The organism is Acinetobacter sp. GRABPA_MV_2 (assembly GCF_056725885.1).
Genome location: NZ_JBWZNA010000012.1, coordinates 71,895 through 88,290 on the forward strand (window position 1 = coordinate 71,895; position 16,396 = coordinate 88,290).

Consider the following 16,396-nt stretch of genomic DNA (forward strand, 5'->3'; position numbering starts at 1 on the left):
TTATGAACCAATTACAAAGCAAGATTAATGTTCGAAGTGAAGACTTCAAAACAAACCAGCAAGCCATGCAAACATTGGTCACAGATCTAAAACAAGTTGCCCAGCGTATTGCTTTAGGCGGCGGTGAAAATGCCCGTCAAAAACATTTGGCTCGAGGTAAACTTTTACCTCGTGAACGTATTGATCAACTGATTGATGTCGGCACGGCATTTTTAGAAATTGGTCAGTTGGCAGCGTACAACGTTTATGAAGATGATGTTCCTGCTGCGGGTGTGATTGCGGGTATTGGTCAAGTCAACGGCATCACTTGCATGATCGTTGCCAATGATGCAACGGTTAAAGGCGGAACGTATTATCCCCTTACGGTTAAAAAGCATCTACGCGCACAAGAAATTGCTGAACAAAATCACTTGCCTTGTATTTATTTGGTGGATTCAGGCGGTGCCTATTTACCAATGCAAGATGAGGTTTTTCCAGACCGTGATCACTTCGGGCGTATTTTCTATAATCAGGCACGCATGTCGAGCTTAGGGATTGCCCAAATTGCTGTGGTGATGGGTAGCTGTACCGCAGGTGGTGCATATGTACCTGCCATGTCGGATGAAACGATTATTGTCCGTAATCAAGGTACGATTTTCTTAGGCGGCCCTCCTCTGGTAAAAGCTGCAACGGGCGAAGTCGTGAGCAGCGAAGATCTAGGTGGTGGTGATGTGCATACACGTCTTTCAGGCGTGGCTGATCATTTAGCTGAAAATGATGAACATGCAATTGCGATTGCACGAAACATTGTTGCGAACTTAAATAAAAAGCCAAATGACTTAAATAAACAAGTTGATGAGCCTCTATTTGATGCATCGGAACTCTATGGCGTGGTACCAAGTGATGCGCGTAAGCCTTTCGATGTGCGTGAAGTCATTGCCCGTATTGTAGACGGCTCTCGTTTTGATGAGTTTAAAGCACGTTTTGGTTCAACACTGATTACCGGTTTTGCTTCACTCTATGGTATGCCGGTCGGCATTATTGCCAATAACGGGATTTTATTTTCTGAGTCTGCACAAAAAGGTGCGCACTTCATTGAGCTATGCACACAGCGCAATATTCCATTGTTATTCCTACAAAACATTACGGGCTTCATGGTCGGTCGCCAGTATGAAAATGAAGGGATTGCAAAAAACGGTGCCAAATTGGTTATGGCAGTTGCAACCGCAAATGTACCAAAACTCACCTTGATTATTGGTGGTTCGTTTGGTGCAGGTAACTACGGTATGTGTGGCCGTGCTTATTCACCACGTTTTTTATGGACATGGCCAAACTCTCGTATTTCAGTGATGGGCGGTGAACAAGCAGCAAGCGTACTCTCAACTTTAAAACGTGATCAAATTGAGCAAAAAGGTGCCGATTGGTCAGCACAAGAAGAAGACGAATTTAAACAACCCATTCGTGAACAATACGAGCGTCAAGGTCATCCATATTATGCTTCTGCCCGACTTTGGGATGACGGTGTAATCGACCCAGCGCAAACTCGCCAAGTACTCGGTTTAAGTCTTGCTGCTGCTATGAATGCCCCAATCCAGCCAACCAAATTTGGCGTGTTCCGCATGTAAGAGGTGTATATGAGCTTTCAATTTTTACAACTCGAACAACAAGATCAGGTTGCCTATGTTTGGCTGAATCGCCCTGAATTGCACAATGCATTCAACACCACAGTCATTGAAGAACTACATGCCTGCTTTAAGCAAATCCATACACGTGATGATATTCGTGTTGTGGTTCTGGCTGGTCGCGGCAAAAGCTTTTCAGCAGGTGCCGACCTCAACTGGATGAAACAGGCTGGTCAGGCATCTTCAGCAGAAAATGAAGCAGATGCATTAAAACTTGCGCAAATGCTTGATGCACTTGCAACACTTAAACAACCGACTATTGCCCGCGTGCATGGGATTGCCTTTGGTGGCGGCATGGGTTTAGCGTCGGCATGTGATATTTGTATTGCCAGCACGGATGCCAAGTTTGCAACTTCTGAGGTTCGTTTAGGGCTTGCTCCATCTACCATTAGTCCCTATGTGATCCGTGCGATTGGTGCAAGACAAGCTTCCCGTTACTTCTTAACTGCCGAGCGGATTTCAGCACGTGAAGCCAAACAAATTGGCTTGGCACATGAAGTTGCAGATGCGGAAGACTTAGATAAAAAAGTTCAAGAAATTGTTGATGCTCTATTACTTGGTGGCCCGCATGCTCAAGCGGCCTCAAAACAACTCATTCAAATGGTCAGCAACCAGACCATGAGCAATGACTTGCTGCAACAGACAGCACATCATATTGCTCAAGTTCGTCAAGGCAGCGAGGCAAAAGAAGGTCTGAGTGCCTTTTTAAATAAACAGCAGCCTGCTTGGGTTTCTAACTCGCATAACAACAATTAAGGACGATCATCATGTTTGAAAAGATTTTAATTGCGAACCGTGGCGAAATTGCCTGCCGCGTAATTCGCACAGCTAAAAAATTAGGTATTGCAACGGTTGCCGTTTACTCAGATGCAGACGCAAATGCACAACACGTCAAACTTGCAGATGAAGCGATTTATATTGGTCAGTCCCCTGCAACGCAAAGTTATTTACAGGTTGATCGTATTATTCAAGCGGCCATTGATACGGGCAGCCAAGCAGTTCACCCGGGCTACGGTTTCCTTTCGGAAAATGACCAGTTTGCACTCGCTTGCCAACAGCACAATATTTGCTTTATTGGGCCGCCAGTGGATGCCATTTTAGCGATGGGCTTAAAAGCAACCTCGAAAGCGTTAATGGAAAAAGCAGGTGTTCCTTTAACACCGGGTTATCACGGAACCAACCAAGATGCTGACTTTTTAAAACAACAGGCAGACCGAATTGGCTATCCTGTTTTAATTAAAGCCAGTGCTGGCGGTGGTGGTAAAGGCATGAGTCTGGTTGAACGCAGTGAAGATTTTCTGCATGCTTTAGCCTCTTGTAAACGTGAAGCCAAATCGAGCTTTGGTAATGATGATGTCTTGATTGAGCGATATGTGATTCAACCGCGCCATATTGAAGTGCAAGTGTTTGGCGATACACATGGCAACTATGTGCACTTATTTGAACGCGACTGCTCTGTACAACGCCGTCACCAAAAAGTGTTAGAAGAAGCCCCTGCTCCACAAATGCCAAGCGAGAAGCTCGATGCAATGCGCCAAGCTGCAATCGATGCTGCACGTGCCGTAAATTATGTTGGTGCCGGTACGGTTGAGTTTATTGTGGAACAAGACGGTACGGCGTATTTCATGGAAATGAATACCCGTCTACAAGTCGAGCACCCTGTTACCGAAATGATTACAGGTGAAGACTTGGTTGAATGGCAACTTCGTGTGGCTTATGGCGAACCTTTGCCTAAACTACAAAACCAACTCCAAATTCACGGCCATGCACTTGAAGCTCGAATCTATGCAGAAGAACCCGAAAAAGGCTTTTTACCTGCAATCGGAAAAATTGACTATTTGCACTACCCAACGCAAAACCAATATGTGCGTGTGGACAGTGGTATTGTTGAAGGCGATGAAATCACGACCTATTACGACCCAATGATTGCAAAACTCATCGTATGGGGTAAAAACCGTGAAGCTGCACTTATTCAAATGCAACATGCCCTAAGCCAATTTCATGTCGATGGTTTAGGCAACAACATTGCTTTTCTTGAAAAAATTGTTCGTAGCGAATCGTTTAAACAAGCCAAGCTTGATACCAACCTGATTCAACGTGAACAAAACTTCTTGTTTAGCCCTGAAGAGATCAAACCAGAACTTGTGGTGGCAGCGGCATTTATTGAGTTTTTAAGCCAACTTAATAACAACAGCTCAAGCCAAAAACAGCTTTGGCAAGCTCAACCACTTTGGCGTTTAAATATTGCCTATCAGTACAGTATTAAACTGAATTATTTAAACCAAAATATTCAAATCAAATTTGCCTCAAATGAACATGGCTTCACCGCAGAATATAATGGTCAAAGCTACCCGATTTCAGGTCAATTGCTTGATGCGCATATGGCATCTGTTCAGATTGGTGGGTCTAAGCAAAAGCTATCTTTTAACCAAAATAAGCAAGGCATTACCTTGTTCCAAAATGGACAAAGCTATAAATTTGCTTATATTCGCCAAGACTTTAATCAAGCAGATAGCCAAGCCGATGAAGGCCACCTAAAAGCACCAATGCCGGGTGTAGTCACTCAAGTTTTGGTAAGCGCAAATCATAGCGTTAAAAAAGATGATATTTTAATGACGCTTGAAGCCATGAAAATGGAATATACCATCCGTGCCCCTAAAGATGGCGTAATTGTAGATTCCTACTTCCAAGTCGGTGATCAGGTCAAAGCTGGCGATGAGCTTGTGGAATTTCAGCCTGCACAGGAGGAAGTTGCATGAGTGAGTTTGTCAAAATCGTAGAGGTCGGTCCCAGAGACGGCCTCCAAAATGAAAAGCAGACTTTAACTGTCGAACAACGCTTAAACTTTATTAATGACCTAATCAGTGCAGGCCTAAAATCAATTGAAGTCGGTTCATGCGTTTCGGCAAAATGGGTACCGCAAATGGCTCAAAGTCATGAGCTCTTTAAGCAACTACCCCAAACAACCGATGTGCAATTTAGCCTGCTCACCCCAAATATCAAAGGTTTTGAAACTGCTCAAGCAGTAGGATGCAAAGAGGTTGCGGTGTTTACCGCAGCTTCTGAGAGTTTTACTCGTAAAAATATCAACTGCTCTATTGATGAAAGCTTTGAAAAATTTAGCGATGTCATGGCGGCTGCAAAAGCTCATAACATCCGTGTGCGCGGTTATGTCTCTTGTATAGTCGATTGTCCATATGAAGGCGCAATTGCCCCTGAACAAGTGGTGAGAGTTGTTAAACGACTCTATGACATGGGCTGCTATGAGGTGTCTTTAGGTGAAACCATTGGCACAGCAACACCTGATCGTGTTCAAAAGGTTTGGCAAGCCTGCCTTGCTGAACTCGACAGCAAAGTTTTAGCTGGGCATTTCCATAACACCTATGGCATGGCAATTGCCAATATTTATCAGTCTTTACAGCAAGGTATTCGTGTTTTTGATTCTTCCCTTGCAGGACTTGGCGGTTGCCCTTATGCCAAAGGTGCCTCGGGTAATGTATCGACCGAAGATCTATTTTATTTGCTGTCGCACATGGGCTTTGAAACTGGCATTGACTTAGAAAAACTGATGCAAGCCAGCCAAAATATTAGCAATGTACTAAACCGAAAAAGCTTGTCGAATTATGCAAATGCTTATTGGCAAACCAAGTGTGCCTAGTCATAAATTAAAGTAGGTCAGCATCTGGTATAAGGCAAAGTACCAGATCATGCTATCTCATCTTTATCTCATTTCGTTCAGGAATTGGGACTAAATCCCTCATGCAATTTTTTTAAAATTTATCATTTATCTCTGTATTAAATGCCTCTCTCAACAGAAGCATTCTCTACCCTATTTTTGTTCTAAATCCGTATTATTCTTTATCCTTTTTCAATTGTAGTCCTTAAAAAATTTATCTTATTATTTATAAAAATAAGATGCATCCATTTCAATTCTTGGCGAAATATGTTCTTCCACCCAATCTAACCATGCACGCGTTTTAGCATCAATGAAATGACGTGAAGGCAATAAGGTATAAACCCCTATATCGGGTGAACGCCACTCTGGCAAGATATGGCATAATCTTCCATTCTGAACTGCATCTAAAGCCGAAAACATCGGCAATAGCGCCACACCCATATCTTGTTGCACCACATCTAACAATAACTCAGGGTTATCTGCAATGAGTTGCCCGCCAGTATCAATTTGGTAAGACTCACCCTTTGCATTTAACAAGTGCCAATCTGGTGTAATAGATGGGTTTACTAAGCGTAAACAGGCGTGGTTTTTTAAGTCTTCAGGGGACTCAGGCACACCATGTTTTTCTAGATACGCAGGTGAAGCACATAAAACAGAAAAGATAGTGCCAATTCTGCGTGCGACAAAACGAGAATCTGTTAATGATTCAGTCAGATAAAGACTGACATCCACCCCTTTTGCCAACAGGTCTGGAACGTACTGTGAGGTCGTATATTCCACGGTTAGTTCAGGGTAATGCTTACAAAATTCGGCCATTACTGGAAAAACATAATGATGCCCAAAGCTTCCCATGCTTAATACACGTAAACGCCCTTTGGGTTTAGATGCCGTCCCTGTTACTTCTGACTCCGCTTCATCCACCATTGAAATAACTTGGCGACAGCGCTCTGCGTAAGTCGCACCAATATCGGTCAGTGCCTGCTGGCGCGTTGAGCGTTGTATTAATTTTGTACCTAAGCGTGTTTCTAGCTCGCTGATAAGACGTGAAACCTGTGCTGTGGTCAGATCCATCTGCTCAGCTGCTGCTGTGAAACTCCCGCTATCAATCACTTTCAGGAATGCATGCATTGCATGCAATAGTCCACCATCGAGATTTTTGCGCATAACGTAAATATGTTTTCCTAAATTACGGATTGTTGCACCAGTTTAGATCAACCACAATGACTAAATGTACATACATTGGCACTAATTCTTTTTAAGAAGAGGAACCGATCTTTTTTTATTTCGTATGTCACTTGCTCCAAATATTCAACTGGATGTTGAAAAAAGAAAGTAGTCCGAGCTACTAAAAATTCTAAGGAGATATAAATGAATATAGCTACAAAAGTCACTCCAAATATTATTGCAACAAAGGATGTGTCACTTGAAGATAAATATGTAAGTGATAACGGTACAGCATATATGACCGGCATTCAGGCGCTTGTTCGTTTGCCTCTTGCCCAAACTCGCCGTGATGCGATCAATGGTTATCATACTGCTGGTTTTATTTCTGGTTATCGCGGTTCTCCTGTTGGTAACTATGATAGTTTCCTTTGGCAAGTTCAAGGATTACTTAAATCCCATAATGTTGTATTTCAACCTGGTGTAAATGAAGACTTGGCTGCTACCGCAATTTGGGGTACCCAACAAGTTAATCTTTCAGGCCAAGGCAAATATGATGGAGTGTCTTCATGGTGGTATGGTAAAGGCCCGGGTGTTGACCGTTCAGGCGATGTACTCCGCCATGCTAACTTAGCTGGTACCTCTGAACGTGGTGGTGTTGTTGCTTTATTTGGTGATGACCACTCATGTAAATCTTCTACAATCCCTCACCAGTCCGAACATGTCATGATTGGTTGTGGTATTCCAATTTTCTACCCAACATCCGTTCAACAAATTTTAGACTTTGGTGTTCACGCCATTGCTGTTTCACGTTTTTCTGGCCTTTGGTCTTCAATGAAGCTGGTGAGTGAAATTGTAGAGACTTCTGCTTCTGTTCATGTCGACCTAGACCGTGTTACTCCGGTTATACCAGAAGATGTTAATTTCCCAGAGGGCGGCGTCAATATTCGCTGGCCAGATCATGGCATTCAGCAAGAAGAACGTCTTTATAAATATCGCTTACCTGCTGTTTTGGCTTATGCCCGTGCCAACAAAATAAACACCGTTACATGGCCTTGTGAAAATGCCCGTATTGGTATTGCCGCAAGTGGTAAAGGCTATTTAGATACGATTGAAGCCTTACGCATTTTGGGTATTGAAGATGAAAAAGCCCAACAGCTTGGGCTACGTGTTTATCAGGTTGGGATGATTTGGCCTTTAGAACCACAAGGCATTCGTGAATTTGCCGAAGGTTTAGAAGAACTCATCGTTATTGAAGAAAAACGTCCAATTATCGAAACACAAATTAAAGACGAGTTGTACTCACTACCTGATGGCAAACGTCCTCGTGTCATTGGTAAAGCAACTGATGGTAAAGGTGAATGGAGTACCTCTATTGAAGAAGCACCGCTCATTGGTCACTATGAGTATCAGCCTGAACCTATTGCAAAAATGCTGGCTGCTCGCTTCTTAAAACTTGATATTCCAGAAAGCCTAAAAGTACAAATCCAAAGCAGAATCGACTTACTACTAAAAGCAGAGCAAGAATCAAAACGTGTGATTGACCTTGCTGAACGTAAACCATATTTCTGTAGTGGTTGCCCACATAACTCTTCAACCGTAGTTCCTGAAGGTAGTCGCGCGTTAGGTGGTATTGGTTGTCACTATATTGCAGTTTCACTTGACCGCGGTACCGAAACATTCTCTCAAATGGGTGGTGAAGGTGTAAGTTGGGTGGGTGCATCACCATTTACCAATGAAAAACACATTTTTGCCAACCTTGGTGATGGAACTTACTTCCACTCAGGTTACTTGGCAATTCGTCAGTCTATCGCCGCAAAAACCAATATTACCTACAAAATCCTCTACAACGATGCAGTCGCTATGACAGGTGGTCAGCATGTAGATGGTCATTTGAGCGTTGCGCAGTTAACTCGTCAGCTTGCTGCCGAAGGTATTAAAAAACAAGTTATTGTCACTGATGAAGTTAAACTATTAAACGAAGAAGACGGCATTGCACCGGGTGTAGAAATTCGCCACCGTAATGAACTCGATGCAGTTCAACGTGAGCTTCGTGAAATTACAGGTGTCACCGCTTTAATCTATGTACAAACCTGTGCCAGCGAAAAACGCCGTCGTCGTAAACGTGATGCATACCCTGATCCAGCTGAGCGTTTATACATTAATAGTGATATTTGCGAAGGCTGTGGCGACTGTTCGAAAAAATCAAACTGTTTATCTATTGAGCCAGTAGAGACTGCTTTAGGCACTAAGCGTCAAATTAACCAAAGTAGCTGTAATAAAGACTTCACTTGTGCTGAAGGGTTCTGCCCTAGTTTTGTGACTGTTCATACACGCGACATGAAACGTCCGGCTAAATTTGAAGGTATTGGTGCAGGCTGGCCAACATCACCAGTTATTCCTCAGTTATATGACGTTCCAAGTCGTATTATGGTTGGCGGTATTGGTGGTACAGGTGTTGTGACTATTGGTGCACTTCTTGGTATGGCAGCTCACCTCGAAGGTAAAGCAACACGTGTTATGGACATGGCTGGTCTTGCGCAAAAAGGTGGTACGGTTTATTCATACGTTCAACTTGCGGCAACTGATGAGCAAATTTCTTCTACGAAAATTCCGGCGGGCCAATGTGAATTATTGATTGGTGCAGATGCCGTAGTGGCTGGTGGTAGCGCTGCTCTATCTCGCTTAAAAGATGATGCTTTGGTTATTGTGAATGAAGACAGTACCCCTACTTCTGAATTTATCAAATCTCGTGACTGGTATGCACCTATTACTGATTTAATTGATCGTCTTCGTGGTCGTGTTCGTCAAGGTCAACTGGTTTCTTTACCAGCAGCTCGCATTGCAACACTACTCTTAGGTGATTCGATCTATACTAACCAGTTATTACTTGGTATGGCTTGGCAATCTGGTCGCATTCCGCTATTACGCGAAAGCATTGAAAAAGCAATTCGCCTAAATGGTACGGCTGTTGAAAAGAATATCGAAGCTTTCCGCGTGGGTTGTCATCTTGCAAGTGACCCAACTTTAGCTGCTCGTTTACTTGCAGCAATGCCAAAAACTAAAACACCGCAAACTTTAGCTGAACTTGTTGAAGACCGTTCTGCTCGTCTTACAGACTACTGGAATGAAGCTTATGCAGCTAAATACCGTACACTTGTAGAGCTAGCAGCTAAAAAATTACCAGAAGAGTTAACAGGTACAATTGCAACTCAGCTTTATAGAGTCATGGCTTATAAAGATGAATATGAAGTTGCACGTCTTTTAACAGGTAAAAGCTTCAAAGAATCAATTGAAACCCAGTTCGGTAAAGGCTTACGTTTAACGTATCACCTTGCCCCACCAGCGTTACTTGGTGGCCTGAAAAATGTCCGTAAACGTGCGTTTGGTTACTGGATGCGCTTCCCAATGATGATGCTTGCTCGCTTACAATGGCTTCGTGAAACTTTCCTTGATCCATTTGCACGTCAAGAAGAACGTCAACACGAACAAGCGTGGCGTGATCGTTACATTGCATTTGTTGAAGCACTTGTTGAAGCACCAGACAATCATAACTTGGCAGTTGCCGAGCAAATTGCAAAATTACCGGCAGAAGTTCGTGGTTATGGGCATATCAAAATGAAAGCAATGAACGCTGCAAAACAACGTTGGGATGAACTTACCCCAACACTGCTAAAAGTCCGTAACTAAAAATTAAATCTCAAAATAAAAAAGTCATCCTTAGGGATGACTTTTTTATTGGCTCAAAAATTTATTTAGCCATTTTACGTAAAGTCAAAATCTGCTCGCTTCGTCCAAATGGACCATACACATCATGTAAAACCGCACTGGTTAAACCAATACCATCCGAACCATATTGCTGAACGGTTTGCAGACCTAGCCATTTACCTTGCGGATAACGGTGCATGTGAACTTGCAAATCAAGATTTGGGAAGCCCCAAGTAAATTCGCCTTCTTGTCTTGGTACAATGCCGTTTGCTGTATCTACCATGCCAATTAAATGAGCAAAATCTGTCGTCGGCTGTCCTTCAACTATTTCTTTATCATTGTTTAGCCAAACAATTCCTTTGCCCGCACGATGCTGATCATCAGTTTTAGTGATGAGTGTCTGGATAAAACCACCTGGCCATCTTTTCATGCCCGACCATTCTGTAAAAGTATCTGGATGATGAACTGGCTTATCTTCAAGCCCAGCAATCTCGGAACTGTCTTGAGTGCACATTCGCCATGCTCTAGCCACAATACAGGTTTTACCTTGTGCCTGCATTTCAGCTTCAATCAATTCAATCGTTTTACCGGCACGAATCACATGGGTCTTAATCGTAAATTCACCAAATGCAATCAAACCAAAAATATCAAAACTAATTCGACCAATTCGCATATCTTGTCGTGGTGAAAATTGCTCTAGCTCTGCTGCGATGACACCACTTGCAGGCGCCATATGCTGTTCATGAGGGTTCCAAGCTCCTTGTGCGTGAACAGTTGAGCAATAATGAGCAATGACTTCACCTTGAGGACCAATTGTTCTATTCAGTAATTGATAATAAGCATTCATGATTTTCTTTCCTTAGTCCTTATCCAACATCAATATTTGATGAAAATTCACGTTTTAATGCTTATATTAACCCCCTATTTCTTTAGCTCAACTGGTTTTTCCTATCAAAAACTCAAGAGTATAAGATTAATCACTAGGTAAAATTTCGCATGTCAATTTCACCTAGTGATTTTAGATATTACGATTCATTAAAATGCAAAAGCATCTTGATCGAGTTCCATAATCGATTCAGCGCCAGACTCAATAGAAGCAGCATGGCTCTGTGTACGATGTAAAAGTTTTTGATAGAAAAACTTAGCTGTCGTTAACTTTGCTTTATAAAAAGCTTCTTCTTGTGTACCCGATTCTAATTTTTCATGGGCAACTTGTGCCATTCGAGCCCACAAATAAGCGAACACGACGTAACTAGAAAAATAAAGATAATCCACCGAAGCTGCCCCTATTTCTTCTGGGTTGTGCTTGGCTTTCTCTGCAATAGATTTGATCAGTGACAGCCATTGCTGTTTAAGCTCATCTAATTTCTCTAGATAAGGTTTCAGGGTTTCACTAGATTGCTGTTGACTAATAAACTGATCAATTAAATCCGTCATATTCTTTAAAAGTTTGCCTTCCGACTTTAGAACTTTACGTGCCAGCAGATCTAGAGACTGGATTTCAGTTGTTCCTTCATACAATGTTGAGATACGCGCATCACGTACAATTTGCTCCATACCATGCTCAACAATAAAGCCATGACCGCCAAATACTTGAACGCCATGCTTGGCAGACTCATTACCTGACTCGGTTAAAAAAGCCTTAGCAATTGGCGTTAAAAAAGCCAGTAATTCATCGGAGTGTTTTTGCTGTTGCTGATCGTTTGAGCTTTCCACAATATCGACATGCTGAGCCAAAAAATAAGCCAACGCACGGCCACCTTCAGAAAAAGCTTTTTGTGTCATTAACATCGAACGTACAGCAGGATGCACAATAATTGGATCGGCATTTTTCTCAGGATATTGAGGACCAGATAGCGATCGCATAGCAAGACGTTCTTTGGCATAACTTAATGCGCCTTGAAATGAAATTTCAGAAGCAGCAAGCCCTTGTACTGCCGTTCCAATGCGTGCAGTATTCATGAAGGTAAACATACAATTGAGCCCGCGATTTTCAGGACCAATTAAATAACCTTTGGCGCCATCAAAATTCAGTACGCAGGTCGCATTACCATGAATCCCCATTTTATGTTCAATCGCATTACAAACAACTTTATTACGGTCCAACACCTGACCGTCGTCACTCACATTAAATTTAGGCACAATAAATAAAGAAATACCTTTAGTCCCTGCGGGTGCCTGAGGTAAACGGGCTAAAACAATATGAATAATATTTTCAGAAAGATCGTGTTCACCCGCTGAAATAAAAATCTTTTCGCCTGTAATTGAGTAGCTACCGTCAGGATTTGGTTCTGCTTTAGTTCTAATTAACCCAAGGTCCGAGCCCGCATGTGATTCGGTTAAACACATCGTTCCGGTCCAAACACCACTAATGAGTTTAGTCAAAAACTTCTGTTTTTGTTGCTCGGTACCATGATGCTCAATAGTTCTCATTGCGCCATGAGACAAGCCGGGATACATCGCCCAAGCCCAATTAGAGCCACATAACATTTCAGAAATAGCGATCCGCAGCAATGTCGGCAAGCCTTGTCCACCATATTCCGGATCGGCGGTTAATGAAGTAAAACCTAGCTCGGCATATTTTTGGTAGGCTTCTTTAAAACCTTTCGGCGTTGTAACTACACCTTGATTTAAATGACACCCTTCCTGATCACCATTTTGGTTAATCGGTGCCAACTCATTTTCACAAAAATCTGCGGCCGCCTCTAAATATTGATCAATTAATTCTCGATTTACGCTTTCCTGATAGTTGCTTAAACCTTGATAGTTCTGTTCTGTTTGAAGCATTTCATGCAGTACAAATTGCATATCGCGTAATGGAGCTTTGTATAAAGGCATAGTTTTTTCCTTTCACTTCACTGCCTGTCTTATGGCAGATATCGTTTTTCCTTAAAATGGACTTTTATTGTTTCAATCACACCAAAATATCAAAAAATTTCTTATAGCAAAATATATTTTCACTAATTTAATAAAATTATCGTAACTCACAAATAGAGATAAAACACAAATACATGTTTTAAAATAAAAATATATAATAAAAAGTAATTAATTTTGCTTAATCAGAATAAATTTATATTTTGTATTGCAAAATTTTATTCCGTAAAAATTCAATTTATAGTATCGTGATTAGACTGCTTAATCATCCAAGGACGATTTATGGAAAGCCCGAAATACACAGGTCTTGAGTTTTTAACCGCTTTAAAAAATGGTGAAGTTTCTCCATCCCCTATGGCTCACACCATACCAATGGAACTCGTTGAAGTTTCTGAAGGTAAAGCAACTTATAAAGTTACCCCTCGCAAAGAACATAGAAATATACAAGGCGGTGTACACGGCGGCTTTTGCGCCACAGCTTTAGATACTGCGACAGGCAGCGCAGCTCATACCCTACTTGAACATGGCGTTGGTTATGGAACCATTGATTTAAATGTAAAAATGATTCGCCCTATGCAGGTTGATACGTCTTACTATGCGACAGCCGAGTTAATTAATGCGGGTCGCAATATTATTAGTACCGAAGGTAAAATCGTAGATGAAAACGGCAAAGTGTATGCTTTTGCCTCGGCAACCTTAATGATTATTCGCAAATAATAAAATTTTAAAGCTCCTGTTTATGGAGCTTTTTCTGGCTTTGCAATCTTATTCATTTCATAAAAATCTAAACGATCAATCGTAAAACTCACCAATGCCATCACTAAACCTAAGGCAGCACATGCTTCCCATCCCCAGTGTTTCCAAGCATACACCGCAATAAAAGAACCTAAGGCGGCTCCACCAAAATATAAAGTCATATAAATTGAATTAATACGGGAACGCGCCTCAGCCGAAATACGATAGACCAAATTTTGGTTGAGTACATGAAATGCCGACAAACCAAAGTACGCCATAATTACACCAACAGCATAGGCAACCAAAGACTGCTGGGCAAAAAATAGTGGTATCCAGGCACTTATTAATAACCCCATGCAAATCACTGCAATTTTATTTTCAAGACCCGCTGCAATTTTCTTACCTGCCCAAGGAGTCGCAAATACACCTGCCAATCCAACAATCCCAAATAAACCAATCTGGAAATCGTTAAAGTGATAAGGCTCATTCGCCAAAATAAAAGTCATAGTGGTAAAAATCAGAGCTAAAATTCCAAAGCCAATTCCACCAGCAAAACCACGGCGTAATAAATGCGGCTGGTGAACAGCTAATGAAAATAGTGAACCATAAATCTGTAGAATATTGAGTTGGTGAGACTTACGCGCAACTGGCAACTTCACCCACATCACCCAAGCAAACACCAAAATGACAATTCCACTAATTAAATAAACCGCATGCCAAGACCAAACTGTAGAAAGTAAGCCTGCAATGGAACGCGCTAATAATATTCCTAAGAACAAACCACTCATGAGAGTGCCTACGACTTGAGGGCTTTTTTTCGGGCTGGCTAAACCTGCGGCGAAAGGAACCAAAACTTGAGTTGCAATCGAAAAGAATGTAGCTAAAAAGGTAAAGCCATATAAAACTGGCAAGGTTTGACTTAAGGATAACCCTACTTGTGCAAGCCCCGTACAACACATGAGCAAGCAAATATAACTGCGCTTTTCAAAAAAGTCGCCTAAGGGAACCAATATAAAAAGGCCAACTGCATATGACAGTTGGCTAATCACAATAGTTAAGGCGACTTGATCGGCATTGACTTTTAATGCTTCTGCAATGGAATAGATTAAGGGCTGGTTATAATAGTTTGAACCCGCACAAATGCCACATGTCATTGCCATGATAAAAATAAAGCTTTTTGACAGTATATTTTCTGCATTGGGCTCAACTATTTTTTCCATTTTTAACTACGTCCCATTTTAGAATTTATACATCGATACAAAGTTTAAGCGTGACACATCAGCGGTTCTGCCATCAAATACTTCTCGTTTGCCTTGATGATATTCCATACCAATATCCATTTGCTCAATTGGTGAATAAAAGACGTTAGCTGCGTAGTCCGTTAAGCGTTTATTAGCATCTGGGTTGAGTTTGGCATAAACCGTATCATCATCATAATCAAACATTGAAGCCGATAAGTTTGCACGCCATTGCTCATTAAATTTATATGAATAACCAATATTGATGCTATTCAACTTATTCATAACCAAATCTGTTTTGTCTTCGTTTAAAGAAAAATCACCCGCGGCATTTAAACTTGCTGAATTTGCCAACCCGCTTTGGGTGGTATACGGCATAAATTTTTGATCACCGACAATATATTGATAATTTGCTTGTACCGATTGTTGTGGCGTGAGTTGATATTTTAAGCCGCCTCCTGCCCCCCAGCTTACTTTCTTCACCGTGGCAGTTGCCACATCTGTAGACTTTTCATTAATAAAGCCTTGAGCAAGTGCCGTTAAAGGACCTTGTTTAAAAGTATAGCGCCCCGTTAAAGTCGGAAATGCCGAGACTCTCGAACCTGTATATTCCAAGGCTACTTTTAAATCATTATTGGCATCGATTTTCCAGTCATAACGGATTTGAGGAGTACGCGTATAGGAAGTTCCCACAAATTGCGTGTAATCCACAGATTCTGTACGTGTCTCCATGTTGGACATGAGTGACCATGTTTGACCAAAGGTCCAATCCTTATAAGTGAAAAATGCATGACGAATACGGAATTTACCATCTCCTGTGCCCATGTTAGAGCTATCAAAGAAATCAGCTTCAATATTTCCCGTCACAGCTTTATTTGGGCTATTAAAATAAACGCCCAATCGGCTTGCATTAATCATGGCATCGGAACGTGCATGGTTTGAACGTTTTTCACTTTCAAAAGGTGTTCGGTACAGGCTGCTGGTCGTTCTACCGCCCGAGTCTGGTGATGATTTAAAATCAACCGCTGCATCAATACGAGCGATACCGTAAACCTTAACATTATCCGTCCAAGTGACCCACGAAGGAGCAACAGGCTTTTCTGTTACCGTTGCTTTAGTTTTTTCGATGTTCTCTTCAATCTTTACCTGTTTGACCTGTAAATTATTTTGAGTTTGTTTCTGAGCAGCAAGTTCTGCTTTTAATTTTTGCAGCTCGGTTTCTAGCAAATTAATTCTTTGTTCTGTGGTATCTGAAGAATTTGCAAAAATAGTCCCTGAGGCCGCAGCGCAAGCTGCAGCTAAAATTAATTTTTTCATCTTTTAATCCTTAAAGAAGCGTTTTT

At 41.7% G+C, this 16,396-nt stretch carries 11 protein-coding genes; 6 read left to right on the forward strand and 5 right to left on the reverse strand.

The window, feature by feature from the left end:
• Positions 1–2 precede the first annotated feature (2 nt).
• The 4 genes from ACXM0J_RS11880 to ACXM0J_RS11895 are packed head-to-tail and all read left to right on the forward strand — an operon-like array spanning position 3 to position 5,319.
• Positions 3–1,604: a carboxyl transferase domain-containing protein gene (locus ACXM0J_RS11880; RefSeq protein WP_086266181.1), complete on the forward strand. Its 1,602-nt coding sequence runs from the start codon at positions 3–5 to the stop codon at positions 1,602–1,604.
• A gap of 9 nt (positions 1,605–1,613) precedes the next feature.
• Positions 1,614–2,417: an enoyl-CoA hydratase/isomerase family protein gene (locus ACXM0J_RS11885; protein WP_086266182.1), complete on the forward strand. Its 804-nt coding sequence runs from the start codon at positions 1,614–1,616 to the stop codon at positions 2,415–2,417.
• 11 nt (positions 2,418–2,428) lie between these two features.
• Positions 2,429–4,420, forward strand: a complete 1,992-nt coding sequence (locus ACXM0J_RS11890) for an acetyl/propionyl/methylcrotonyl-CoA carboxylase subunit alpha (protein WP_086266183.1) — start codon at positions 2,429–2,431, stop codon at positions 4,418–4,420.
• The gene (locus ACXM0J_RS11895) at positions 4,417–5,319 is read left to right on the forward strand and encodes a hydroxymethylglutaryl-CoA lyase (protein WP_086266184.1); all 903 of its coding nucleotides are present in this window, start codon (positions 4,417–4,419) and stop codon (positions 5,317–5,319) included. The genes ACXM0J_RS11890 and ACXM0J_RS11895 overlap by 4 nt, the downstream gene beginning before the upstream one ends.
• A gap of 240 nt (positions 5,320–5,559) precedes the next feature.
• On the opposite strand, the gene ACXM0J_RS11900 is transcribed toward ACXM0J_RS11895, so the two are convergent.
• A complete protein-coding gene (locus ACXM0J_RS11900) occupies positions 5,560–6,501 on the reverse strand; it encodes a LysR family transcriptional regulator (protein WP_086266185.1) in 942 nt (313 codons plus the stop codon).
• A gap of 204 nt (positions 6,502–6,705) precedes the next feature.
• Here ACXM0J_RS11900 and ACXM0J_RS11905 point away from each other — a divergent pair, with 204 nt between their 5' ends.
• Positions 6,706–10,188, forward strand: a complete 3,483-nt coding sequence (locus tag ACXM0J_RS11905; protein ID WP_086266186.1) for an indolepyruvate ferredoxin oxidoreductase family protein — start codon at positions 6,706–6,708, stop codon at positions 10,186–10,188.
• A gap of 61 nt (positions 10,189–10,249) precedes the next feature.
• Here the strand turns inward: ACXM0J_RS11905 and ACXM0J_RS11910 are convergent, their stop codons facing one another.
• Both ACXM0J_RS11910 and ACXM0J_RS11915 read right to left on the reverse strand, forming a co-directional pair.
• Positions 10,250–11,053 (reverse strand): thioesterase family protein, encoded by an 804-nt coding sequence (locus ACXM0J_RS11910; protein WP_086266187.1) that lies wholly within the window; start codon positions 11,051–11,053, stop codon positions 10,250–10,252.
• Between the two features lie 188 nt (positions 11,054–11,241).
• Positions 11,242–13,044: an acyl-CoA dehydrogenase C-terminal domain-containing protein gene (locus ACXM0J_RS11915; protein WP_086266188.1), complete on the reverse strand. Its 1,803-nt coding sequence runs from the start codon at positions 13,042–13,044 to the stop codon at positions 11,242–11,244.
• A gap of 303 nt (positions 13,045–13,347) precedes the next feature.
• Between ACXM0J_RS11915 and ACXM0J_RS11920 the strand changes: the two genes are divergently transcribed.
• Positions 13,348–13,797, forward strand: coding sequence for a PaaI family thioesterase (locus ACXM0J_RS11920; RefSeq protein WP_079284144.1), 450 nt, complete (start codon positions 13,348–13,350; stop codon positions 13,795–13,797).
• 20 nt (positions 13,798–13,817) lie between these two features.
• Here the strand turns inward: ACXM0J_RS11920 and ACXM0J_RS11925 are convergent, their stop codons facing one another.
• The gene (locus ACXM0J_RS11925) at positions 13,818–15,035 is read right to left on the reverse strand and encodes an MFS transporter (protein ID WP_086266189.1); all 1,218 of its coding nucleotides are present in this window, start codon (positions 15,033–15,035) and stop codon (positions 13,818–13,820) included.
• Between the two features lie 18 nt (positions 15,036–15,053).
• Entirely contained in the window at positions 15,054–16,370 is a 1,317-nt protein-coding gene (dcaP, locus tag ACXM0J_RS11930) for an outer membrane trimeric porin-like protein DcaP (protein WP_086266190.1), read from the reverse strand.
• Positions 16,371–16,396 lie beyond the last annotated feature (26 nt).

Excerpts from the sequence above, each read along its gene's own strand:
- dcaP (WP_086266190.1), bottom strand. The coding sequence starts at position 16,370 with ATGAAAAAATTAATTTTAGCTGCAGCTTGCGCTGCGGCCTCAGGGACT.
- ACXM0J_RS11880 (WP_086266181.1), top strand. The coding sequence starts at position 3 with ATGAACCAATTACAAAGCAAGATTAATGTTCGAAGTGAAGACTTCAAA.
- ACXM0J_RS11890 (WP_086266183.1), top strand. The coding sequence starts at position 2,429 with ATGTTTGAAAAGATTTTAATTGCGAACCGTGGCGAAATTGCCTGCCGC.
- ACXM0J_RS11915 (WP_086266188.1), bottom strand. The coding sequence starts at position 13,044 with ATGCCTTTATACAAAGCTCCATTACGCGATATGCAATTTGTACTGCAT.
- ACXM0J_RS11905 (WP_086266186.1), top strand. The coding sequence starts at position 6,706 with ATGAATATAGCTACAAAAGTCACTCCAAATATTATTGCAACAAAGGAT.
- ACXM0J_RS11895 (WP_086266184.1), top strand. The coding sequence starts at position 4,417 with ATGAGTGAGTTTGTCAAAATCGTAGAGGTCGGTCCCAGAGACGGCCTC.
- ACXM0J_RS11900 (WP_086266185.1), bottom strand. The coding sequence starts at position 6,501 with ATGCGCAAAAATCTCGATGGTGGACTATTGCATGCAATGCATGCATTC.
- ACXM0J_RS11910 (WP_086266187.1), bottom strand. The coding sequence starts at position 11,053 with ATGAATGCTTATTATCAATTACTGAATAGAACAATTGGTCCTCAAGGT.
- ACXM0J_RS11925 (WP_086266189.1), bottom strand. The coding sequence starts at position 15,035 with ATGGAAAAAATAGTTGAGCCCAATGCAGAAAATATACTGTCAAAAAGC.
- ACXM0J_RS11885 (WP_086266182.1), top strand. The coding sequence starts at position 1,614 with ATGAGCTTTCAATTTTTACAACTCGAACAACAAGATCAGGTTGCCTAT.